Annotated in this window: 13 protein-coding genes; 10 read left to right on the forward strand and 3 right to left on the reverse strand. The window is 73.1% G+C overall.

Annotated features, from left to right (window positions below):
* Positions 1-45: 45 nt before the first annotated feature.
* Positions 46-870: an outer membrane protein assembly factor BamD gene (locus KF823_06090; GenBank protein ID MBX3725472.1), complete on the reverse strand. Its 825-nt coding sequence runs from the start codon at positions 868-870 to the stop codon at positions 46-48.
* 18 nt (positions 871-888) lie between these two features.
* Between KF823_06090 and rluD the strand changes: the two genes are divergently transcribed.
* Positions 889-1,899 carry a 23S rRNA pseudouridine(1911/1915/1917) synthase RluD gene (rluD, locus tag KF823_06095; GenBank protein MBX3725473.1) on the forward strand — a complete coding sequence of 337 codons (1,011 nt, stop codon included), beginning with the start codon at positions 889-891 and terminating at the stop codon, positions 1,897-1,899.
* Positions 1,892-2,668: a peptidoglycan editing factor PgeF gene (gene pgeF, locus KF823_06100; GenBank protein ID MBX3725474.1), complete on the forward strand. Its 777-nt coding sequence runs from the start codon at positions 1,892-1,894 to the stop codon at positions 2,666-2,668. Before rluD ends, pgeF begins: the two co-directional genes overlap by 8 nt.
* 58 nt (positions 2,669-2,726) lie before the next feature.
* On the opposite strand, the gene KF823_06105 is transcribed toward pgeF, so the two are convergent.
* A complete protein-coding gene (locus tag KF823_06105; protein ID MBX3725475.1) occupies positions 2,727-3,950 on the reverse strand; it encodes a GGDEF domain-containing protein in 1,224 nt (407 codons plus the stop codon).
* 195 nt (positions 3,951-4,145) lie between these two features.
* On the opposite strand from KF823_06105, the gene KF823_06110 reads away from it, so the two are divergent.
* From KF823_06110 to KF823_06125, 4 genes are all read left to right on the forward strand, one after another.
* Positions 4,146-5,864 (forward strand): FecR domain-containing protein, encoded by a 1,719-nt coding sequence (locus KF823_06110; GenBank protein ID MBX3725476.1) that lies wholly within the window; start codon positions 4,146-4,148, stop codon positions 5,862-5,864.
* A gap of 37 nt (positions 5,865-5,901) precedes the next feature.
* Complete coding sequence (locus KF823_06115; protein MBX3725477.1) at positions 5,902-8,646, forward strand: EAL domain-containing protein; 2,745 nt, start codon at positions 5,902-5,904, stop codon at positions 8,644-8,646.
* A gap of 462 nt (positions 8,647-9,108) precedes the next feature.
* Entirely contained in the window at positions 9,109-11,688 is a 2,580-nt protein-coding gene (clpB, locus tag KF823_06120) for an ATP-dependent chaperone ClpB (protein MBX3725478.1), read from the forward strand.
* A 482-nt stretch (positions 11,689-12,170) separates the two neighbouring features.
* Positions 12,171-15,668 (forward strand): PKD domain-containing protein, encoded by a 3,498-nt coding sequence (locus KF823_06125; GenBank protein MBX3725479.1) that lies wholly within the window; start codon positions 12,171-12,173, stop codon positions 15,666-15,668.
* Between the two features lie 135 nt (positions 15,669-15,803).
* Here KF823_06125 and KF823_06130 read toward each other — a convergent pair whose 3' ends face one another.
* Positions 15,804-16,349, reverse strand: a complete 546-nt coding sequence (locus tag KF823_06130; protein MBX3725480.1) for a response regulator — start codon at positions 16,347-16,349, stop codon at positions 15,804-15,806.
* Positions 16,350-16,632: 283 nt separating this feature from the next.
* Between KF823_06130 and KF823_06135 the strand changes: the two genes are divergently transcribed.
* The 4 genes from KF823_06135 to thrC all read left to right on the forward strand — a co-directional run bounded on the left by KF823_06135 (position 16,633) and on the right by thrC (position 24,238).
* On the forward strand, positions 16,633-18,675 hold the full coding sequence (locus KF823_06135) for a S9 family peptidase (protein ID MBX3725481.1): 2,043 nt from the start codon (positions 16,633-16,635) through the stop codon (positions 18,673-18,675).
* A gap of 724 nt (positions 18,676-19,399) precedes the next feature.
* Positions 19,400-21,841: a bifunctional aspartate kinase/homoserine dehydrogenase I gene (gene thrA / locus KF823_06140; protein MBX3725482.1), complete on the forward strand. Its 2,442-nt coding sequence runs from the start codon at positions 19,400-19,402 to the stop codon at positions 21,839-21,841.
* Entirely contained in the window at positions 21,838-22,779 is a 942-nt protein-coding gene (locus tag KF823_06145) for a homoserine kinase (GenBank protein ID MBX3725483.1), read from the forward strand. The genes thrA and KF823_06145 overlap by 4 nt, the downstream gene beginning before the upstream one ends.
* 160 nt (positions 22,780-22,939) lie before the next feature.
* On the forward strand, positions 22,940-24,238 hold the full coding sequence (gene thrC, locus KF823_06150) for a threonine synthase (protein MBX3725484.1): 1,299 nt from the start codon (positions 22,940-22,942) through the stop codon (positions 24,236-24,238).
* Positions 24,239-24,346: the final 108 nt, after the last annotated feature.

Genomic DNA, 24,346 nt, shown 5'->3' on the forward strand with positions numbered 1-24,346 from the left:
GCCCTGGGACCGGCCGCGGATGTCCCGCGCGGCGTGCGGGACGCTTCAGCCGAACGGCACCAGGCGGCGCCAGACCGGCTTGCCGCGGTCGATCCGGCGGCCGTCCAGGTAGGGATGGTCCGGGTGATTGGCCTGCAGCACGCGCCGGGTGTCGTCGGCCAGCTCCTGCTCGCCCAGGCGCTGGTAGGCCTCGACCATCACCGCCAGGGCGTCGCCGGTCTCAGGCGCCTGCTCGTAGTTCTCAAGCACGTACTTGGCCCGGTTGATGGCGGCCACCGGTGCGCCGCGCCGCAGGTAGTAGCGGGCGATGTTCACCTCGTGCAAGGCCATGCGATTGCGCAGGTAGATCAGGCGCTGGTGGGCGTCGTCGGCATAGCCGCTGTCCGGGAAATCGCGCAGCAGGCGCGAGAAATCGATGTAGGACTGCCGGGTGGAGCCCTGGTCGCGGGCGCTGGCGTCGACATTGACGAAACGATCGACGAAGCCGACGTCGCGGTCGAAGTTGACCACGCCGCGCAGGTACTGGGCGTAGTCGGCCTTGGCGTGGGTCGGGTAGGTCTTCAGGAAGCGGTCGACGGTCGAGATCGCCTCGTCCGGCTTGCCGCCGCGGTACTGCGCGAACGCCAGCTCGAGCTGCGCCTGCTCGGTGTACAGGCCGAACGGGAAGCGGGCGATCAGGCGCTGGTAGTAGCGCGCCGCGCGGTCGTTGTTGCCGCGCTGGAGGGACTGCTGCGCGAGTTCGTACAGCTCGTCGACCGGCAGCGTATCGGCGCGATCGCCACGGGAGCCGCGCCCGCAGGCGGCGACGGCAAGCAGCAAGAACAGTAGCGGCAGCAGGCGCAGGCAACGCATCATGCGCACGTATCCCATCGGGCAAGTGGAGCGGCGATGATAGCGGAAACCCCCAGAGCCCCGGGTCCGGTGCCCGGCCCCGTTCAGCCTGGCGCCGATGCGCCGGGCGGGCGCGTGCAGGGTCGGGCGACGGTCGCCGATGCCGATGCCGGCCGCAGGCTCGACCAGGTCGCGGTCGAACTGTTTCCGGGGCACTCGCGCAGCCGGCTCGGCGGCTGGATCAGGGAGGGCGCCCTGCGGGTCGACGGCCTGCCGGGCAAGCCGGGGCTGCGCCTTGCGGGCGGCGAGCTGCTCGAACTGGACGCGTTGCTCGAACCGGTCGGCCACGACCGGGCCGAGGACATCGCGCTGTCGGTGCTGCACGAGGACGCCGCCTGCATCGTCCTGGACAAGCCGCCCGGGCTCACCGTCCATCCAGGGGCAGGGCAGCCGTCGGGGACGCTGGTGAACGCCCTGCTGCACCTCGATCCGGCACTGGCCGCGCTGCCCCGGGCCGGGCTCGTGCATCGCCTGGACAAGGACACTTCCGGGTGCTTGCTGGTGGCGCGCACGCCGACCGCGCACACCGCCCTGGTCGCCGCCCTGCAGCGCCGCGACATCCACCGCGACTACCTGGCCGTGGTCACCGGCGTGGTGATCGCCGGCGACAGCATCGATGCGCCGATCGGCAGGCACCCGCGCGACCGGCTGCGCAAGGCCGTGCGCGACGACGGCCGGCCGGCCCGCACCCACTACCGGGTGCGCGAGCGGCTGGCTCACCACACCCTGCTCGAACTCGCCCTGGAGACCGGCCGGACCCACCAGATCCGCGTGCACCTGGCGCACATCGGCCTGCCGATCGTTGGCGATCCGTTGTACGGCGGGGGCCTGAAGCTGCCACGCGGCGCCAGCGAGGCGCTGCGCGCCGCCTTGCGCGGCTTCCGGCGCCAGGCGCTGCATGCCTGGCGCCTGCGTTTCACCAGTCCCGCCAGTGGCGAGGAAGTCCAGGTCGAGGCGCCGCCGCCGGCCGATCTGCAGGCGCTGCTCGCGGCGCTCCGCGATGGCTGAGCGCGACGACTGGCTGTTGCCCGACTGGCCGGTGCCGGCGCCGGTGCAGGCCGTCGCGACCCTGCGCTGCAGCCCGGGACGCTCGGCCGCGCCGTTCGGTCCCTGCAACCTGGGCAGCCGCTGCGGCGATCTCGGTGAGGACGTGGCGGCCAACCGGGCGCTGCTGGCCGATGCGCTTCGGCTGCCGTCGACGCCGGTCTGGCTGCAGCAGGTGCATGGCAGCCAGGTCCACGTTGCGCAGGCGCCGGCGCAGCGTGGCGCCGGACCGCGCGAGGAGCCGGTCGCCGATGCCGCGGTCAGCCGCGAACCCGGCGTGGTGCTTGCGGTGCTGACCGCCGACTGCCTTCCGGTCCTGCTGGCCGACCGCGCCGGCACCGTGGTGGGCGCCGCCCACGCCGGCTGGCGCGGCCTGGCGGCCGGCGTGCTGGAGAACACCGTCGCGGCGATGGCCTGCGACCCGGCAGGCCTGGTGGCCTGGTTGGGAGCGGCGATCGGCGCCCGCAACTACGAAGTCGACGCCACGGTGCGCGACGCCTTCCTGGCGGTGGATGAGGGTGCCGCAACGGCGTTCCAGGCGACCCGTCCCGGGCACTGGACCTGCGACCTGTATGGCCTCGCGCGGCGCCGGCTGGCGACCGCCGGCGTGACCGGCGTCCACGGCGGCGGGCTGTGCACCTACGCGGATCCGGCCCGCTTCCATTCCTTCCGCCGCGATGGCGCGAACAGCGGTCGCCAGGCGACCTTGGTCTGGCTGGCGAACCGGGACTGACCGCTGCTTCCGTGCGGCGGCGCGGTGCGGTCCGCGTCCGCACCGGACGGCGGCTGCCTCAGCTCCCGCCTGCACCGGCGACGTCCGGCCAGCGCGACTGCAGCGATGCGCCGGCGTGCTCCTCGGGGCATTGCACCGAGCGGTTGCGGCCGCCGGCCTTGGCCAGGTACAGGGCGCGGTCGGCGCGTTCGCGCATGCTGTCCAGGTCGTCGCCGGCGCGGTTGCGGGCCAGGCCGATCGACACCGTGAGGTCCGCCAGGTCGTCGCGTGCGCATTCGTGCTGCACCCCGCGGCGGATGCGCTCGGCGATGGCCGGACCGGCGCCGGCATCGCCCCCTGAGATCAGCACGGCGAACTCGTCGCCGCCGAGCCGGCCAATCAGGTCGCGCGGCCGCAGATAGCGTTCGAGGCAGGCGACCAGGGCAGCCAGGGCGCGGTCGCCGGTGGCGTGTCCGTGGCGGTCGTTGATCGACTTGAAACCGTCCAGGTCGACCAGCAGCAGACAGGCCTTGCCGGGCGCGGCGCGGCGCAGCCGCCGCTGTGCCGCCTCGATGAAGGCGGTGCGCGAGGCCGCGCCGGTGAGGTCGTCGACGGTGGCCTGGCGGTGCCAGCGCCGCACCGCCCGTTCGGTGCCGGCCAGCACGAAGGCGAGCGTCGCCGTCAGCGGACCGAGCAGGGCCAGGCCCAGCACCAGGCTGTGGCTGGTCGGCTGGGCCAGCCAGATGCGCTGCCGGGCGTTCTCGGGCGCCAGCAGCAGGATGGCGGCGCGGCCGCCCAGCAGCAGCGCCGACAGGCCGAAGGAGGTGGCCAGCAGCCCCATCGGCACGTCGAGGCGGCGCCGGCGCGGCACGTCGCCCAGGCAGGACACGGCGGTGGCGGCGGCGGCCAGCGCGCACATCAGGCTGAGCAGGCCGGTGCGCATCGGTGTTTCCGGGGACAGCACGTACCAGCCCAGGGTGGCCAGCGCCACCGCCAGCACCGGCAGGTACTGCCAGGCGGCCGGGGCGATATGGCCGCGCAGCACGAGCACCGCATGCAGGTGGCCGATGAAGGCGGTCATGATCAGCGGCTTGGCCAGCACCGCCCAGGCCGGCGGCAGGACCTCTCCGGCCAGTTCCAGCAGGCACCAGCCCAGCGGTCCGGCAATCAGCGCGAACGCCCATTGCCGCAGCGCCGGCGCCAGCGGCCTGGGCTGGCGTCGCGCGGCGTCGACCAGGGCGGTCGCCATGACCGAGGCCAGCACGAGCAGGATGACGGCGGTGGCGAGGGGATCGACGTGCATGGTGCCGGGTCGCGCGGTGGCGGTGACGCTAGCACGGATGCCCCACCGGTCATCGCCAAGGGGGGGGGCGGCGGTCGGCGGCCGCCGGGGCGCCCCCTCGGCCTGGTCCCGGGACCGCGATAGCCGTCACACAAGGCAAGGAAGCGGCGCTATGCTCATTCACACATGCATCTTGCATGTCCAGGGAGGCCGTGAATGGCGAGCGATCGAGTTGCGGCGCGGTGGCTGCCGGGCTGGGGGCTCGCCCGTGGCCCGCGTGCTCCCTGGGCCGCCCTGCTGGCGCTGGCCCTGGCCTGCCTGTCGTCGCCAAGCCTGGCCGAGGAAGAGTGGGCGTACCGGGTCATGCCGGGCGATTCGCTGTGGAAGATCAGCCAGCGGCACCTGACCGGTTTGCAGTGGGTCGGCCCGTTGCAGCGACTCAACGCGGTCGCCGATCCGTACGCGCTACCGCCCGGCAGGGAATTGCGGGTTCCGTTGGCGTGGACGAGACGCAGCCCTGCGCAGGCCGTTCTCGAAACCGTGACTGGCGAAGTCGGACTGGCCGCCGGCGGCGTTGCTGCGATCGCGCCGGCGCGTGCGGGGCAGACGTTATCCAGCGGCGACCGCCTGGTCACCGGCGCCGACGGCTACGTGCTGCTGCGTTATCCGGACGAGTCCAGCACACAGGTCTTCGGGCTGTCGGAACTGGCCCTCCAGGAACTCGAGATGCTGGGAGACCAGGCGCAACTGCGCATCCGCCTCGTGCTCGACGAGGGCCGCTCCGAGCACCAGGTCGAGCCGGTCGCCGTCGGTCGCAGCAACGACATGCGGGTTCGCGCGCCGTACGCGACGACCTCGGTGCGGGGCACGCACTTCCGCGTCGCCTCGCAGGCCGAGGCGGGCGTATCCCTGGTCGGCGTGCTGCAGGGTGCCGTACACGCCAGCGCGACGCCGTCGGCCGACCGCGGGCTGCAGGTCGTCCAGGGGCAGGGCGTGGTCGCCCGCGCAGGCGACCAGCCGCTGCGTGCGGTCGCGCTGCTGCCAGCGCCCGTGCGGGCGGCCGATGGCGAGCCGCTGCAGCGCTTGCCGCTGGTCCTGCGGCTGCACCCGGTCGAGGGCGCGGTCGCCTACAGCGGCGACGTGGCGCTGGACCCCGAACACCATGCCGTGGTCGCCGGCTTTGCCGGCAGCGATACCGAGCTGGTCCTGCCTGATCTTCCCGACGGCGAGTACTGGCTGCGCGTCCGCGCGATCGATGCCGATGGCCTGGAGGGCCTGGATGGCGGCAGCCGCCTGGTGGTCCACGCGCGGCCCGAGCCGCCGTTCCTGACCGCGCCGGTCGCAGGAACCGTGGTGGCGACCGGGCGCCCGGTGCAATTCCGATGGACCAGTCAGGCGGACGCGATCGGCTACCGGTTCGAACTGGCGCGCGCCGGCGACGGCGCGCCCGAAGCGCTGGCCGAATGGACCGATGTCGCCGTGGACGGTCCGGCGATCGAGCTGACCTGGCGCGCGCCGCTCGGTACCGGCCGCCACCTGTGGCGGGTCCGCTCGGTCGCCGCCTCCGGCAGGGTCGGGCCGTTCGGCGACTGGCAGGCGCTGGAGGCCGTTCCGCCCGGCCCCGGCGTGTCGCCGCCCGCGCTGCAGACGCGCAGCCTCAGCCTGGCCTGGTCGGACAGCGGGACGCAGATGCGCTACCGCCTGCAACTGGCCAGGAACGCGCAGTTCGATCCGCTCCTGGTTGACGAGGTGGTGGACCAGCCCGGCTACACCATGGCCAGGCCCCGGCACGGGACCTACCACGTCCGGGTTGCGCGCATCACGGCGACCAACAGCCAGGAGCCGTGGGGTACGGCGCAGCAGTTCGAGGTGCCCAGGTTGCCGCCGAAATGGCTGCTGGGGCCGGCCGGCTTCCTCCTGCTCCTGCTGCTCTAGCGCCGGGCCGATGAACGCGCGGCGCCAGGCGGCCCGCATGCCCAGGCGGCTCACGGCCCTGGCGGCGGCCCTGTGTGCGGCCGTGGTGCTGTCCTGGTCCGGGCTGACCGCCGGACTGGACTGGGCGGTGCTCGATCATGCCGGGCGGCCGGCGGCCGCCACCGACCCCGCACCGGTGGTCCTGGTGGCGATCGACGACGCAAGCCTTGCCCGGCACGGCCGATGGCCCTGGCCCAGGGCGCGGGTCGCGGCGCTGCTGGAAGCGGTCGCGCGCGCGGGCGCCCGGCCGATCGCGATCGACCTGCTGTTGTCCGAGCGCGACGACGGCAATGCGGCAGGCGACGAGGCCTTGGCCGCGGCGATGCTGCGCAGCGGCCCGGTCCTGTTGCCGGTGCCGGCCACCGCGGATGCCGACGCCACGACGATGGCCGGGCGCATCGGCCGCCTCTGGCCCAATGCCCGCCTGGTCCATTCGGACGTCGAGCTCGGCGACGACGGCGTGGTGCGATGGCTGCACCGCCGCGTTGTCCGCGACGGCCTTGCCCTGCCGGCAATGGCGTTCGCCCTGGCGGATCCTGCGTCCGCCCGGGCCGTCGCCGAGCCGGAGGCGCCCCCGGTGCGGTCGCAGGGCGGGGACCCGACCTGGCTGCGGAGCGATACGGTGGTGCTCTCGCTCGGCGCCGAACTGGCACAGGTCGACCTGTGGTCGGCCAGCGACGTGCTGGAAGGGCGGGTGCCGGGCAGCGCGTTCGCAGGCCGTCCTGCCGTCATCGGGGTCACCGCGCGGGGTCTTGGGCAGAGCTTCCTGGTGGCCGGCCCCGGGGCCGGTCGCAGCACCCTGGCCGGTGCCGAACTGACCGCCGCCGCCACCGCCGGCCTGCTTGGCGGCAGGGACAGCCGGCTGCCCGGCACCGGCGCCGCGATCCTGGCGGCGACCCTGGTCGCGCTGCCGCTCACCGCGCTTGCAGTGGCCTTGCCCTGGCGCGTGCTGGTACCGGCCCTGCCGCTGCTCGCGCTGCTGCCCCTGGCGCTCGCCTGGCTGGGGCGTTCGCTGCTGGCGGTCAACCTGGGCCTGGCGCCGGCAAGCGGTGCCGTGCTGGTCGCCTTCCTGGTCCTGCTGATGTTCCGCATTCCCTTCGATCGCCGCCGGCTGGCGGACACGCGCGCCGAGCTCGATGAGGCCCTGGCCGACCGGGTGCAGACCGTCGTCGCACTGGACCCGCGGGGCGCCGTGCTGTTCGCCAGCGACCCGGGCGATCCGCTGGTGGCGGCGCTGGCCGGCAACGAGGGTTCCGGCATCCGGACCGCCGGTCCGGACGACGTCGGCGCGGTACTGGACCTGGTCGCGGCAGTCCGTCGCTCGGGCGTCGCACACAGCCGGAGACTGTCCGGTCGGGCCGGGGACGGGGTCGACAAGGGGCGGGTCGCGTCGGTGTCGGCTGCCGATTTCGATGGTCGCCCGGGTTTCCTGCTCATGCTTGGAAACGCCTCTGCCGGCGAGGGCCAGGCGGCCGCCGAATGGTTGCGCGACCACGATCCGGTGTCGGGTTTCCCGGCCCGTCGGCAACTGTGGTCGCGCCTGGTCGGTCTGGCGTCCGCCGCCGACACCGCACCAGGGCGGGAACTGGCGCTGGTGCTGGTCGCCATCGACGGCTTCCGCCGGATCAACGAGGCCCTGGGCGAGGCCGAGGGCGATCTCGCGCTGCGCCATGCGGCCCAGGCCCTGGCCGGCGAGTTCCCGGCCCCGGGCGGCCTGTTCCGTTGGGATGGCGACCAGTTCGCGTTGCTGCAGGCGGTTTCCGGCTCCGGACCGGACGACGTCGAGACCCTGGCCCGTCGGGCCTGCGCCCTGTTCGCCGACGGTGCGGTCCGGCATCGCGGGATGGTGCTGCGCGCCAGCGTCGGCGCGGCCTCGGTGCCGGGCCGGATGTCCGGGTTGCGCAGCCTGCTGCCGCGCGCGGAGCGGGCGCTTGCCGAGGTCAAGCGGACGGGCGGCTCGCAGTGGCTGGTCGATCGCGGTTCCCCGGGCTGGACGGTGGACCAGCTCGAGGTCGAGCGCGGCATCCGCGAGGGCCTGGAGGGCGGCCAGTTCTTCCTGGTGTACCAGCGCATCGTCGACGCCCCCAGCGGCCGGACCGTGCGTCTGGAGGCCCTGCTGCGCTGGCGGCATCCGCAGCGGGGCGTGCTGGCCCCCGGCCATTTCCTCGACGTCGCCGAGGCGGCGTCGCTGGAGATCGAGCTGGGCCGCCGCGCCATCGCCTGCGTCCGTCGCGATGCCCAGGCGCTGGCCGGACACGGCGTCCGGTTGCCGATCTCGCTGAACGTCTCGGCACGCCACTTCGAGCGTCCCTCGTTCATCGACGACATGCGGCCGCTGGCCGGGTCGGATGGCGACTGCCGTTTCCTGGTCGAGATCACCGAGTCGCTGGCCTTGCGGGATCCCGACCGCGCGGCGCGCATCGCCTGCGAGCTGGCGGCCCTGGGCATCGGCGTGTCGCTCGACGACCTGCTCAGCGGCCACAGCTCGCTGGCGCTGCTGCGTTCCATGCAGGTGCGCGAGCTCAAGCTCGTCGGCGAACTGGTCGCCCGGGTCGAGCGCGATCCGGAAGCGGCGATGCTGGTGCGCGCCATCATCGAGCTGGGCCGGTCGCTGGCGATGACCGTGGTCGCCGAGGGCGTCGAGACCGAGGAGCAGTCGCAATGGCTGGTCGCGGCCGGCTGCCCGGTGCAGCAGGGCTATCTGTTCGGCCGGCCGGTGGAGTGGCCGCAGCTGGTCGACTAGCCCGCAGAGTTCGTTGGGCCGCGGCTGCGCTGACGATGCGGGTGCCGCGACGCGGTCTGCGCCCCTTGGCCGGTTCTGCGTGGTGTCGGCAACGCCTACCTGGTCCAGCGATCCGCTGCCCGCGCCGCGACCCGGTGCCGACGGCCGCGCCGCGCGGCCTCGACCCGAATGTTTCAGTGGTCCATTGCTGCGGCCGCCGATCTTCGCGTCGTGGCGCGGTCTGCTCCGGCTGGCCGACTCGACGTGGTGTGGGCTACGCCTTTGCTGTCAAAAGATCCGCTGCCCGCGCTGCGACCCGATCCCGACGGCCTCGCTACGCGGCCTCATGAAATGTGCGGGCCAAGGAAACATCCGGGACGGGCCCGTCGAGGCGGGCCGTCGGCGCGCCTTGAAAGCAGGTGCGCGCGGCCGCACCTAGCGGACATCGCCGGCTCCCCGCGCCGGCCAGCCGGACTGTCGCCCATGCGCATGGACAAGATGACTTCCCGATTCCAGCAGGCACTGGCCGATGCCCAGTCGCTGGCGGTCGGGCGCGACCACAACCTGATCGAGCCGGTGCACGTGCTGGTCGCCCTGCTCGACCAGCAGGGCGGCTCGGTGCGGCCGCTGCTGGCCCAGGCCGGCGGCAACGTGCCGGCGCTGCGCCAGCGCCTGGGCGAGCTGCTCGACGGCCTGCCGCAGGTCAAGGGCCAGGAGGGCCAGTTGTCGATCGGCAACGACCTGAACCGCCTGCTCAACCTCACCGACAAGCTGGCCCAGCAGCGCGGCGACGCCTTCGTGGCCAGCGAGCTGTTCGTGCTGGCCCTGCTCGACGACAAGGGCGCGGCCGGCCAGGCCCTGAAGGCCGCCGGCGTGGGCAAGCCCGCCCTCGAGCAGGCGATCGCCGCGATGCGCGGCGGCGAGACCGTCTCCGACCAGACCGCCGAGGAGCAGCGCCAGGCGCTGGAGAAATACACCATCGACCTGACCGGCCGCGCCGAGGCCGGCAAGCTCGATCCGGTGATCGGCCGCGACGAGGAGATCCGCCGGGTCATCCAGGTGCTCAGCCGGCGCACCAAGAACAACCCGGTGCTGATCGGCGAGCCCGGCGTCGGCAAGACCGCCATCGTCGAGGGCCTGGCCCAGCGCATCGTCAACCACGAGGTGCCCGAGGGCCTGCGCGGCAAGCGCGTGCTCAGCCTGGACATGGGCGCGCTGATCGCCGGCGCCAAGTTCCGCGGCGAGTTCGAGGAGCGCCTGAAAGCCGTGCTCAAGGACCTGGCCAGGAACGAGGGCCAGATCATCCTGTTCATCGACGAGCTGCACACCATGGTCGGCGCCGGCAAGGCCGAAGGCGCCATGGACGCCGGCAACATGCTCAAGCCGGCGCTGGCGCGCGGCGAGCTGCACTGCGTCGGCGCCACCACGCTCGACGAGTACCGCAAGTACATCGAGAAGGACGCCGCCCTGGAGCGGCGCTTCCAGAAGGTGTTCGTCGGCGAGCCCAGCGTCGAGGACACCATCGCCATCCTGCGCGGCCTCAAGGAGAAGTACGCGGTCCACCACGGTGTCGAGATCACCGACCCGGCCGTGGTCGCCGCGGCGACCCTGTCGCACCGCTACATCGCCGACCGCCAGCTGCCCGACAAGGCGATCGACCTGATGGACGAGGCCGCCAGCCGGATCCGCATGGAGATCGACTCCAAGCCCGAGGAGCTGGACCGCCTGGAGCGCCGCCTGATCCAGCTCAAGATCCAGCGCGAGGCGCTGCGCAAGGAGAAGGATGCCGCCAGCCAGCAGCGCCTGGCCGACCTGGAGGGCGACATCGCCGACCTGGAACGGGAGTTCTCCGACCTCGAGGAGGTCTGGAAGGGCGAGAAGGCCGCGGTGCAGGGCGTCACCCGCATCAAGGAGGAGATCGAGCAGGCGCGCATCGCCCTGGACCGCGCCCTGCGCGAGGGCGACTACGCGACCGCCGGCCAGCTCCAGCATTCGCGCCTGCCGGAACTGGAGGCGCAGCTCGCCTCCGCGCACAAGGCCGAGACCGAGGGCTTCCGGCTGCTCCAGGACAAGGTCACCGCCGAGGAGATCGCCCAGGTGGTGGCGCGCTGGACCGGCATCCCGGTCAGCAAGATGCTGGAGGGCGAGCGCGACAAGCTGCTGCGCATGGAGGACGCCCTGCACCAGCGCGTGGTCGGCCAGGACGAGGCGATCCGCGCGGTCGCCGATGCGGTGCGCCGCTCGCGCGCTGGCCTGTCCGACCCGAACCGGCCGAACGGCTCGTTCCTGTTCCTGGGCCCGACCGGCGTCGGCAAGACCGAGCTGTGCAAGGCGCTGGCGCAGTTCCTGTTCGACACCGACGAGGCGATGGTGCGCATCGACATGAGCGAGTTCATGGAGAAGCACAGCGTCGCCCGCCTGATCGGCGCGCCGCCGGGCTACGTCGGCTACGAGGAGGGCGGCTACCTGACCGAGGCGGTGCGCCGCCGGCCCTACTCGGTGCTGCTGCTCGACGAGGTCGAGAAGGCGCATCCGGACGTCTTCAACGTGCTGCTGCAGGTGCTCGACGACGGCCGCCTGACCGACGGCCAGGGCCGCACCGTGGACTTCCGCAACACCGTGGTGGTGATGACCAGCAACCTCGGCTCCAGCCTGATCCAGGAGCTGGGCGGCGAGGACACCGCCGAGGCCTACACGCAGATGAAGGCGGCGGTGATGGGCGCCGTGCAGGCGCACTTCCGGCCGGAGTTCATCAACCGCCTGGACGAGATCGTGGTGTTCCACCCGCTGCGTTCCGAGCAGATCCGGGCGATCGCGGCGATCCAGGTCGAGCGCCTGGCCGCCCGCCTTGCCGACCGCGAACTGCGCCTGGAGATCGAGCCGGCCGCCCTGGACCTGCTCGGCCAGGCCGGCTTCGACCCGGTCTACGGCGCCCGGCCGCTCAAGCGCGCCATCCAGCAGCAGCTCGAGAACCCGCTGGCGCAGAAGATCCTGGCCGGCGACTACAAGGCCGGCGACACCGTGAAGGTGTCCGCGCGCGGCGGCACGCTCGTCTTCGGCTGAGCCTGGCTGGCGGCGCCGGAAAGCGTACCCGGGACTCGGGACCCGGGATTCGGGACCCGGGATTCGGGACCCGGGACTCGGGACCCGGGATTCGGGACTCGGGATTCGGGACTCGGGACTCGGGACTCGGGACTCGGGATGCGCGATTTGGAGCGCGCGCTGCTCCCCTCTCCCTCTGGGAGAGGGGCCGGGGGAGAGGGTCGGGGCTGGCGATGATCTGCACCGTTGCCGGCCCGGCGGCGCGCGCTGGCCGGGGCGGCCCTCTCCCCCGCCCCTCCGCGGCAGGCGGGGGAGGGGAGAAGTTCGGTGCCGTCGCACTGGCTAGATGCCGCCTGGCAGCGGGCTGAAACACGACGCCAACCAGGTCGGCAGGGGCTCTGACCGGCACTTCCATGGCGCGTGATAGGAACCGGCCGCGTTCTGCGCTTGCGCGGGTGAGGACCGGGCAAGTCGCCCGGGCACCACCGTGCGGGGAGATCGCCATGAAGAGAATCCTGACCACCGTGCTGCTGGCCGCGGCGACCGCCGTGGCGGCTGCACAGCCGTCCCCGCCTGCCAGCGGGGGCGAGTCCTACCTGCCGCGTTTCGCCAGCCACGAGCGCAGCAACATCAGTTGCGACCAGACGCCATTCGGCCGCACCGCGACGATCGGCCAGGAAACCGAGTTCGTGCACCTGTTCGCCGGTGGCGGCACTTTCAATGGCTTCGACGAGTACCAGCCGACCGCACCGGGGGCACCCAATCCGCTGTCCCGGAGCTTCCGGGCGTCCCTCACCCAGGGTGCGCTGGCCGGGACCGCGTTCCTCGATGCCGTGACCATCGACCTCAACGGCGATGGCCGCGACGAGGTGGTCACGGCCCATCGCGTGACCGCCAACGGCCACCTGCGCCTGGGCGTGTTCCGCCGCTCCGGGAACAACGTCGAGCTGTTCGACACCTGGACGCTGACGCGCACTTTCAACGTGGTGCAACTGGCTGCCGCCGACCTCTCCGGCGCCGCCAACGGTCGCCAGCAGCTCGCCGTGCTGCTGCGCGGCACCAATCCGGCTGGCCTGGAGCTGCATGTGCTCACCGGCGACGGCGCCGGCGGCATCTTCCAGACCGACGGCAACTCCGCCGGCCGCTGGCAGCGCGCCGGCGTGTTCGGACACGTGAGCCTGGCCGCCGGCGACCTGCTGCTGGAGGGCCGCGAACAGCTCGTCGTGGTCAACGAATCAGGCAGCGGACAGTCCAGGGCGCTCAACTATCACCTGCTTTCCTACCTGCCACAGGTCGCGCAGATGCCGGTGGCGGCAGGCGATGTCAACATCGGCACCTTCAGTCATGCCAGCCCCCTGGGAACGTCCTGGGATGTCGACGACGGTGGCGGCATCGGCCTGACCTCGATCGAGCGGCTGATCGCCCGCGCAGGCGACCTCGTCGACTCGGCGGCCCATGAGCTGGCCTTGCTGGTTCAGTTCCGGAGCGGCAGCAGCCTGAACTACATCGGCATGCGGCTGGTCCGCTGGACCACGACCCGCGACGCCGACAACGCCATCACCGGAGTGGCCTTCAACAGTCGCGGGCCGGGTGCGGACTTCGACAGCAGCGTGATGCTGCAGTCCGCGGAGTCGGATCCCCTGAGGAGTTTCGATGCGGTGATCGGCAGCATCGACCGCATCTCGCCCGCGGAACTCGTGATCGCGCGCGGCCGGACCTCGGGCAGCGGCGTCGGCGTCGAGGCCTACAAGGTCCAGGCGCAGACCACGGCCAGCTACACCTGGGAGCGCAACGGCCTCACCGTGCAGTTCACCGACCAGTCGACCGGTCCGATCGTCTCGAGGACCTGGAATTTCGGCGACAACTCCGGAACCGTCAGTGCCATCAATCCCACCAAGGTGTTCGCCCAGGCCGGCAACTACAACGTGAGACTCACGGTGGTCGATTCCGACGGTTCCCAGCGCCAGTACCAGCGCACCATCGCGGTCAGCGCCAGCGGCACCAGCAGTGGTGGCGACCTTGCCAGCTACCGCTACCTGTTCCGCTCCTCGCCGAGTTACGAGGCATCCCATTCGCTTGGCCAGGGGCAGTACGCCACGGCTATCCGGGTTGCGGTCGGCGACATGGACAAGGACGGCATCGCCGAGGTGATGACCGTCGCGCAGGGCCCGACCCAGCGCATGACGCGCTCGGTCTGGAAGCTCGCCAGCACCGCCAATCCCGCGAGTTTCGCGGGCCGCCACCAGAGCGAGGAGCTCGATGGCTACAGCGGCCTGGCCGCGCACGTCGTTCTGGCCGCCGATCTCGATGGCGACTCCCTGCTGGCCACGCTCGCCACCGACTGCCGCCAGGTCGAGGAGCCACAGGTCCGGCAGGTGATCTGGATGCCGCCCTACTTCCAGCGCCTGCAGGCCACCGCGAACAAGCTGGCCAGCTTCGGCGAGTCGACCACGGGCGGCACCAGCTCCGAACGCCGCTCGGGTTCGTTCACCTCGCACGATGTCTCCGCCTACCTCGGCATCTCGATCGGGTCGGAGGCGGCCGGTGTCGAGGCGTCGGTCCGCGCCACCGCCGGCTACTTCTGGCAGGCGAGCAACGGCGCGCTCAGCGGCAGCGAGAACAGCTACCGGCTTGATCAGTCGTTCTCCCAGGACCAGGGCGACGCGCTCGTGGTGATCGAGGAGAACACATTCAACTGTTACAGCTACAACGTCGCCACGCAGAACGGCGGCCAGGATCCCGACAGCGCGGTGCGGATGTGCGAGGTGGTCGATGGCAGTCGCCTGATGTCGGGTACCGACGCGCGCTTCTGGGACACCCAGATCCCGGCGACCCCGGTCGACCATCCGCCGGCGCAGTGGATGCCGCTGCACCGCGACTGGGCCAGCCTCAGCCTGTTCCGGCCGGTCACCAGCAACGTCCAGTTCGCGGGCGGCCAGGTCGCCTCGAACGCCACCGACGGCCTGTTCACCACCCAGGCGGCCAGTACCGGTCAGGCGTTCCGCCCCTACCTGGAGATCGACCTTGGAAGGACGATGGACATCTCCAACATCCGTGTCTTCCCCTCCGCCGGCAACGCGGCGAACCTGAAGGGCTACCGCGTGTACGCCTCGCCGACGCCAATGCCCGCGAGCGGCCTGCCGTCCGGCGGCAACGTGCGGGTGTTCGCCCCCGAGACCGGCGACGATGTCGCCTACAGCCAGTGGAGCATCTGGACGCGCAACCGCAACAACCCCTCGCAGATGCTGAGCGCCCGCTACATCCGGTTGCAGCACCCGGGGCTGGCGCGGATGAACGTCGCGCAGATCCAGGTGTTCGGCGACACCCGGCTGGACCCGCCGGCCTATCCCGAGGCGGTCTGCGACCCGCTGGCCAACGACGGCTATTTCAACGCCCTGGTCTGGGACCCGGGGCAGGGCGTCAGCGGCGGCTTCCGTACCATCCAGGTGCGCGGCGACCTGCTCTGGGACGGCTCCGGCGGCTATCCGGTCAACGGCGGCTGCAACCACCACGGCAACCTGCGCACGCACCCGATCTGGGCCAACACCGCGATCGGCAACTCAGCCACCACCGCCTGGAACCTGAGCCAGGACGCCAGCAACCTGGTCGGCGACATCACCGGCTTCGAGAGCGCCATCCGGGTCGGCGCCGAGTTCGACCTGCAGGCCGGCTTCATCGCCAAGGTCCAGCTCGGCGGCGCCTACGAGTGGAGCAGCGGCATCACCGAGGAGGTGCAGACCACCAGCTTCTGGGGCAGCGGCCTGGAGATCGGCGGCGCGATCGGCGGCTTCGCGCCGGCCTACTCGGACCTGATCCAGTCCTGCCGTTACAACCCGAGGCCCTACGCCTATCGCCTGATCGACGTGTCCAATACCGGCTACGAGCACACCGCCTACGTCGTGGACTACGTGGTCAGGCAGGGTCCGGGCACCTGGCAGCGAGGCAACGTGCCGGTGCTGTGCTCGCGGGCCGACGCGATCTTCGGCAACGGCTTCCAGTAGACCCGGGCCGAGGTGCCGGCCGGCCCGTCGGGGGCTGGCCGTGGCGAGGGCGGCGACCGCAGGTCGCCGCCCTTCGTCGTGTCCGGGGTGGTCTGCCGAGGGCCGTGCGCCCCCGGCGGCACGGCGCGGCGCGCCTCAGCCTTGGCGGGTGGCGTCGGGTGCGGGCGCGTCCTGGACCAGTTCGACCGTATCGGGGGCACTGTCGGCAAGGCCGGCCGGCAGGCCGCGGCGGGGCAGCCGACCGCGCTCGACCAGCGCCTGGATGCGGCTGAACACCTCGGAGCGACCGAACGGCTTCTTCATGAAGTCGTCGGCGCCGATGCGCTGGCCGTAGAACTCCTCGGTGGCGCGCAGGTTGCCGCTGATCATGATCACCGGGATATGGTGGCTTCGCGGATCCCGGCGCATCGCGCGCAGCACGGCGAAGCCGCTCATGCCGGGCAGGACGATGTCCAGGAACACCAGGTCGGGAAGGTCGCGGGTCACCGTTTCCAGGCCCTGCTCGCCGTCGACCGCTTCGCTGACCTCGTAGCCGGCCTGGCGCAGCATCTTGCCGAGCACGGCGACCACCGTGCTGGAGTCGTCCACCACCAGGATGCGCAGACCCTCGCGGGCATCCACGCGCTCGGTCGAGCGCCGCTCGGGCGGTTCGGATTCCTTGCGGAACAGGTTCTTGAACAGGCCGAGGGGACCCGCCACGGCAGCCTCCTTGATGCCAGTGCCGCGCCGAGTGTGCGCCGGCCGGGCCGGCCGGGCAAGGGGCGGCGGGGGATCCGGGCCACGACGGTCTTCGTTGCCGCCCCTGGGTTTCGCCTGCCGTCAGGCCCGCGGACCGGGGCCGTGCGGACCTCCCCGGGCGGGCCCACCGCTGGCCGCAAGTGCGCGCTGCCCGGACGCAGCCGGCTTGATCGCGGCGGGGGGCTGGACGAAGCTGGCCGTCCCCGTCGTCACCGGAAGCATCGCAATGACCCGAATGCTGTGGATTTTCGCCCTGCTGGCGCCGGCCGTGGCGGTCGCGCCCGTGCAGGCCCAGGACACCGGCCGCGCGCCGATGTCCGCCGAGCGGATGTGGGAGCTAAAGCGCCTGTCCAGCCCGGCGGTGTCGCCCGACGGCCGCCGCGCCGTGGTCGCGGTGGCGACCTCGGACAAGGCCAAGGACCAGTCGCTGTCGCGCCTGTGGCTGTTCGACCTGGCCGAGGGCGGCGCCCGGCCGCTGACCGCCGAGGGCGTGGCCAGCAGCAACCCGGTGTTCTCGCCGGACGGCAGCCGCATCCTGTTCGAATCGCGCCGCACCGGCGACGAGGTCAACCAGCTTTACGTCATCGACCTGGCCGGCGGCGAGGCGCGCCGGGTCACCAACGTGCCGACCGGCGCCACCGGCGCGCGCTGGTTCCCGGACGGCCGCGAGGTCGGCTTCGCGGCCCGCGTGTGGACCGACCTCGAGGCCTGGGACGCGCAGGGCAAGCGCATCACCGAGCGCAAGGACAGCAAGGACCGCGCCCAGGTCTGGGACCGGGCGCCGGTGCGCTACTGGGACCGCTTCCTGGACGATCGCGACGTGCACCTGTACCGCATCGGCATCGACGGCGGCGAGCCCAGGCCGATCACCCCCGGCACCGGCGTCCGCCTGGTCGGCGAGGGCGGCGCAGGCGCCTGGGACATCTCCCCCGACGGCCGCGAGATCGCCCTGACCGTCGACACCGACACCAGCGGCGTCGAGGGCAACAACGACATCCACGTCATCGACCTGGCCAGCGGCCAGGTGCGCAACCTCACCGCCGGCAACCCGGCCGGCGACAGCGCGCCGCGCTACAGCCCGGATGGCCGCTGGCTGGCCTATTCCAGGCAGACCATCCGCGGCTTCTACGCCGACCGCCAGCGGCTGGTGCTGGTCGACCGCCGCAGCGGCGCCGAGCGGGTGCTGACCGAGGACTTCGACCGTTCGGTGAGCGGCCCGCTGTGGACGCGCGATGCACGCAGCATGGTGGTCGCCATCGACGACGCCGGCACCGTCCGCCTGCATCGCATCGACACGGCCTCGGGCCGGGTCACGCCGATCACCGGCGCCACCAGCTACGGCTCGCCGGCGATGTCGGCTGACGGCCGCGTGCTGGTCGCGCTCAACGAGAGCTTCGTGCTGCCGCCGACCCTGGTCCGCGTCGATCCGCGCAGCGGCGCCGCCACGCAGCTGTCGCGCTTCAACGACGAGCTGCTGGCCGCCACCGACTTCGGCACCTATGAGAGCGTCACCTACGAAGGCGCCAACGGCCAGCCGATCCAGATGTGGGTGAACTATCCGCCGGGTTTCGACCGCAGCCGCAAATACCCGCTGTACCTGCTGATCCACGGCGGTCCGCACAACGGCATCACCGACGGTTTCCACTGGCGCTGGAACGCCCAGGTGTTCGGCAGCTGGGGCTATGTCACCGCCTGGCACAACTTCCATGGCTCGTCCGGCTTCGGCCAGGACTTCACCGACGCCATCAACCCGGACTGGGCGACCCTGCCCTACACCGACACCATCAAGGCCGCGCAGTGGTTCGCCGCGCAGCCGTGGATCGACGGCGAGCGCATGGCCGCCGCTGGCGGCAGCTACGGTGGGTATCTCAGTTCGCTGATCCTGGGTCGCGAGCACCCGTTCAAGACCCTGGTCATCCATGCCGCGGTGTACAACCTGTACACCCAGTACGCCTCCGACTACGGCGCCTCGCGGCGCCGCCACGGCGAGTTCTGGGACCAGCCCGAGCAGTTCCGCGCCACCTCGCCGCACTACCAGGCCGGCAACTTCGACACGCCCTCGCTGGTGATCCACGGCGAGCTCGACTACCGGGTGCCGGTGAACCACGGCATCGAGCTGTTCAACACCCTGCAGAACCGTGGCGTGCGCAGCCGGTTCCTGTACTACCCGGACGAGAACCACTGGGTGCTCAAGCACAACAACTCGCTGCGCTGGTACCGCGAGAAGCAGGCCTGGCTGGCCGAGTTCATCGGCGGCACCGCGCCCTGAGCGGCGACGCGCTCGCGCCGGCGAAGGGCTGTGCCCGCCGGCGCGGGCATCGGAGTCTTGCGCGGAGGCCCTTCGCCGTGGCCTGATCGACGTCGTGTCCCGGCCCGCTGCCCTGGGGCGTGTCGCCAGCGCGACGGCACCGCACTTCGCACCTCCCCCGCCTGCGGGGGCGGGGCGTGGGAGACGGCCGCCCCGCCCAGCGCGCTCCGCTGCAGGGGCAACGATGCAGATCATGGCCAGCCCCGACCCTCTCCCCCAGCCCCTCTCCCGCGCCGCGGGAGAGGGGAGCTGATGCCGCTCCGTTTCCGGCAATCCCGATTCCCCAATCCCGCTCGCCCAGCCCCGGCCCCAACCCCGGCCCCAACCCCGGCCCCGGCCCGCGGTCCCCGGTCCCCCGGTGCTCTGGTCCCCCGGTCCCCCAGTCCCCCAGTCCCCCGGTCCCCCGGTCCCCCGGTCCCCCGGTCCCCCGGTCCCCCGGTCCCCCGGTCCCCCGGTCCCCCGGTCCCCGGTTCCCCGGTCCCCGGTCCCCGGTCCCCGGTCCCCGGTCCCCGGTCCCCGGTCCCCGGTCCCCGGTCCCCAGTCCCCAGTCCCCAGTCCCCAGTCCCCAGTCCCGAGTCCCCAGTCCCGAGTCCCGGGTCCCGAGTCCCCAGTCCCGGCTTCAACTCTCCGGCGATCCGTCATAGTCTTCGCTGCGGCGCAGCAATGCGCGAAGCGGGGATCGGGCATGACCGTGGTAGCGCACAAGTTCGGGGGCACCTCGCTGGCCGATGCCGGACGCATCGCCCAGGTCGCCGACCTGCTGGCGGCGCGCGACGAGGCCCTGCAGGTGACCGTAGTGTCCGCCATGGCCGGCGTGACCGACGCGCTGACCGCCCTGGTGACCGCCGCCAGCGCCGGGCTGCCCGACTGGCGCGACCAGCTCCGCGCCGTGGCCGAGCGCCATCGGCAGGCGGCGGACCAGCTGCTGCCGGACGGCGACGCCGGCTTCATCGACCGCGAATTCGCCGACCTCGCCGACCTGCTGCACGGCCAGGCCCTGCTCGGCGCGCCGTCCGCCGAGGCGCTGGCCTTCGTCCAGGGCCTGGGCGAGGTGCTTTCCAGCGGCCTGCTGGTGCGCGCCCTGCGCGCCCGCGGCCTGGCGGTCGACCACCTGGACGCCCGCCAGGTGCTGCAGGTGGCCACGACGCCGGCCGGGCCGGTGGTCGACCAGGCCGCCACCCGCGCCCGTCTGGCTGCCTGGCGAAAGCACCACCGCGCCCCCCGCGTGGTCGTCACCGGCTTCATCGCCCGCCGCGCCGACGGCGCCACCACCACCCTGGGCCGCAACGGCAGCGACTGGTCGGCGGCGATCTTCGCCGACCTGTTCGAGGCCGAGGCGCTGCACATCTGGACCGACGTCGACGGCGTGCTCTCGGCCGATCCCCGCCTGGTCCCCGAGGCGGTGCTGCTGGACCGGCTCAGCCACGACGAGGCCTGCGAGCTGGCCTACTTCGGCGCCAAGGTCATCCATCCGCGCACCCTGGCGCCGGCGCTGGCCCGCGGCATGCCGATCGTCATCCGCAACACCTTCGCCCCGGAACGCCCGGGCACGCGCATCGAGCGCGGCCCCTGCGGCGGGCCGCCCGTCAAGGGCATCGCCACCGTCACCGGCCTGGCCCTGGTCGAGGTCGTCGGCGCCGGCATGATCGGCGTGCCCGGCACCGCCGAGCGCGTGTTCGGCGCCCTGCACGACGCCGGCGTCTCGGTGGTGATGATCTCCCAGGGCAGTTCCGAACATTCGATCTGCTGCGCGGTGCAGGCCGGCGCCGCCGACACCGCGGTGCGCGCCCTGCGCGACGCCTTCGCCGCCGAGCTGGCCAGCGGCGCGATCGCCGCGGTCGGCGCCGACCAGGGCATTGCCGTGCTGGCCGCGGTCGGCGACGGCATGGCCGGCACGCCGGGCATCGCCGCGCGCCTGTTCACCGCCCTGGCGCGCGCCAAGGTCAACATCCGGGCGATCGCCCAGGGCGCCTCGGAGCGCAACATCTCGGTGGCGGTGGCGCAGGACGACGCCACCCGCGCCCTGCGCGCCGCCCACGCCGGCTTCTTCCTGTCGCCGCAGACGCTGTCGCTGGGCCTGGTCGGCCCGGGCAACGTCGGCCGCGCCTTCATCGACCAGCTGGCCGCCGCGCAGCCGCGCCTGCGCGCCGCCGGCCTGGACCTGCGCGTGCGCGCGATCGCCGACAGCCGCCACCTGCTGCGCGACGAGCTGGCGCTGGACCTTGCCGACTGGCGCGCGCGCCTGGCCGCCGCCGAGGCACCGGCCGACCTCGACGCCCTGGCCGACCATGTCCAGGCCGCCCACCTGCCGCACGCGGCGATCGTCGACCTCAGCGCCAGCGACGACGTCGCCGACCGCTACCCGGACTGGCTGCGCCGCGGCATCCACGTGGTCACCCCCAACAAGCACGCCGGCAGCGGGCCGCTGCCGCGCTGGCAGGCGCTGGAAACCGCGCGCGCCGGCGGCGGCCTGTTCCGCTACGAGGCCACGGTCGGCGCCGGCCTGCCGGTGCTGTCGACCCTGCGCGACCTGCTCGACACCGGCGACGAACTGATCGCCATCGAGGGCATCCTGTCCGGCACCCTGGCCTGGCTGTGCAACCGCTACGACGGCAGCGTGCCGTTCGGCGCGCTGGTCGGGCAGGCACGCGCGCTGGGCTACACCGAGCCGGACCCGCGCGACGACCTGGGCGGCCTGGACGTCGCCCGCAAGCTGGTGATCCTGGCGCGCGAGGCCGGCCGGCCGCTGGCGCTGGACCAGGTGCAGGTGGAGTCGCTGGTGCCAACCGAGCTGGCCGGGCTCGACCGCGCCGGGTTCCTGGCCCGCATGGACGCCCTGGACGCGCCGATGGCCGCGCGCCTTGCCGAAGCGCGCGGGCAGGGCCAGGTGCTGCGCCACGTCGCCCGCCTCGACGCCGACGGCGCCCGCGTCGGCCTGGCCGCGCTGCCCGCCGACCATGCCTTCGCGCACCTGGCGCTGACCGACAACGTGGTGCTGTTCCGCACCCGCCGCTACCACGACAACCCGCTGATCGTGCGCGGCCCGGGCGCCGGCCCGGAGGTGACCGCCGCCGGCGTGTTCGCCGACCTGCTGCGCGTCGCCGCCGCCCTGGGCGCGCGCTTGTGAGCGCGGCGCCGCACAGCATCGCCAGCGCCCCGGCCTCGGTCGGCAATGTCGCGGCCGGCTTCGACCTGCTCGGCCATGCCCTCGTCGGCCCGCGCGACCGCGTCAGCGCCTGGCGCGCGGCGACGCCCGGCGTGCGCATCGTCGCCATCGACGGCGGCCCCGCCGACGCGCCGCTGCCGCTGGACGCGCAGGCCAACACCGCCGGCCGCGCGGTCGCCTCGCTGCTGGCCGCGCAGGCGCCCGGCCTGGGCATCGAGCTGCGCATCGACAAGGGCATCCCGCTGAGCGCCGGCATGGGCGGCTCGGCGGCCAGCGCGGTGGCCGCCCTGGTCGCCGCCAACGCCCTGCTCGACCGCCCTTTATCGCTGGCGGCCCTGTACCCGCATGCGCTGGACGGCGAGGCGGTGGCCTCCGGCGCGCGCCACGGCGACAACGTCGGCCCGCAACTGCTCGGCGGCCTGGTGCTGGCCACCGGCGACCGCCTGCTGCCCCTGCCGGTGCCGGACGGCCTGCACTGCGCCGTGGTGCATCCGCACCAGCGCCTGGAGACGCGCCGTGCGCGCGAGGTGCTGGCGGCGCCGTTCGCGCTGGCCGACATCGTCCGCCAGCACCAGGCCCTGGCCCTGTTGCTGCTGGGCTGCCAGCGCGGCGACCTCGACCTGGTCGCCGCCGGCCTGCGCGACCACCTGGTCGAACCGCGCCGCGCGCCCCTGGTGCCCGGCTTCGCCGACGCCAAGGCCGCGGCGCTGGCCGCCGGCGCCCTGGGCGCCAGCCTCAGCGGCGCCGGCCCCAGCCTGTTCGCCTGGTGTGCCGATGCCGGGTCGGCGGCCGCCGTGGCCGAGGCCATGACGGCGGCCTTCGCCGCGCTGGGCATCGGCAGCGACCGCTGGGTGTCGCCGGTGGCAGCGCCCGGCGCACGTCTCGAGCAGGAGTCATGAGCCTGGCCTTCGTCAGCACAGCGACAGCCAGGTGTTGCCGCTTGCGGCAGCCGCTTCGCCTGTGCAGCAGGTACCAAGCGCCTGCCCTTCGTCAGCACCGCGACAGCCGGGGGTTGCCGATAGCGGCAGCCGACGCGCTCGTGGGGCGTGCGCCATGAGCCTGGCCTTCGTCAGCACGCGCGGCGGTGCCCCGGCGGTCGGTCTTTCCGCCGCGATCGCCGCCGGCCTGGCGCCCGGTGGCGGCCTGTACGTGCCGTCGCACCAGCTGCGCGCCGACCTCGATGCCCTGGCCGCAGCGCCGGAACTGGCCGCGACCACCGCGGCCCTGTTGGCGCCGCTGTTCGCCGGCGATCCGCTGGCCGCGCACCTGCCGGCGATCGCCGCCGCCGCGCTCGACTTCCCGGTACCGCTGACGCCCCTGGCCGGCGATCCGGACGCCTGCCTGATCGAGCTGTTCCATGGCCCCACCGCCGCGTTCAAGGACGTCGGCGCGCGCTTTCTGGCGCAGGCGCTGCCGTGCCTGCCGGACGGGGCAGGGCAGGGCACCGTGCTGGTCGCGACCTCCGGCGACACCGGTGCCGCGGTGGCCGCGGCCTGCCACGACGTGCCCGGCCTGGACGTCGTGGTGCTGTACCCGCACGGCCGGGTGTCGCCGCGCCAGGCGCACCAGCTCGGCGCCTTCGGCGGCACGGTGCGCGCCTTCGCGGTCGACGGCAGCTTCGACGACTGCCAGGCGATGGCCAAGGCGGCCTTCGCGGACGCCGCCCTGCGCGCGCGCCGGCCGCTGCTGTCGGCCAACAGCATCTGCCTGGGCCGTCTGTTGCCGCAGATGGGCTACTACGCGCAGGCGGCGATGGCCTGGCAGCGCGACGGCCGCGGGCCGCTCAACGTGATCGTGCCGACCGGCAACCTGGGCAATGCCGTGGCCGCGCTGATGGCGCGCGCGATGGGCGTGCCGATCGGCACCGTCGCGCTGGCCTGCAACGCCAACGCAACCCTGCCCGAGTTCCTGGCCGGCGCCGACTACCGGCCGCGCGCCAGCGTCGCCACCCTGGCCAATGCCATGGACGTGGGCGCGCCCAGCAACATCGAGCGCCTGCGCTGGTTGCAGCCGGACGCCGATGCACTGCGGGCGACCACGCCTGCGGCGTCCTTCGACGACGACGCCATCCGCGCGGCGATCGTCGCCGCGGACCGCCGCCATGGGCTGGCGGTGTGTCCGCACACGGCCTGCGGGCTGGCCCTGCTCGAGGGCCTGCGCGCCGCGGGCGACCGTCGGCCCTGGGCGGTGGCCGCCACTGCGCATCCGGCCAAGTTCGAGTCGATCGTCGAGCCGTTGCTGGGGCGCGCGGTGGAGGTTCCGCTGGCACTGGCCGCGGTGCTGGCGCGGCCGTCGCGGCATGAGCCCTTGGCGGCGACGGCCGCGGCATTGCGGGAGGTGCTTGATGCGGGCGCCTGAGCTGGCTCGGGTGGCTGACCGCTGCATTTCCGGGGAGTGGTTTCCTGGGAACTGTGGTTTGGTCGTTCGCGTGGGCGCGCCGTCCCTGGCGTTTTCGTCGCACATCCT

It is taken from the genome of Lysobacterales bacterium (assembly GCA_019634735.1).
Lineage (GTDB): Bacteria > Pseudomonadota > Gammaproteobacteria > Xanthomonadales > UBA2363 > Pseudofulvimonas.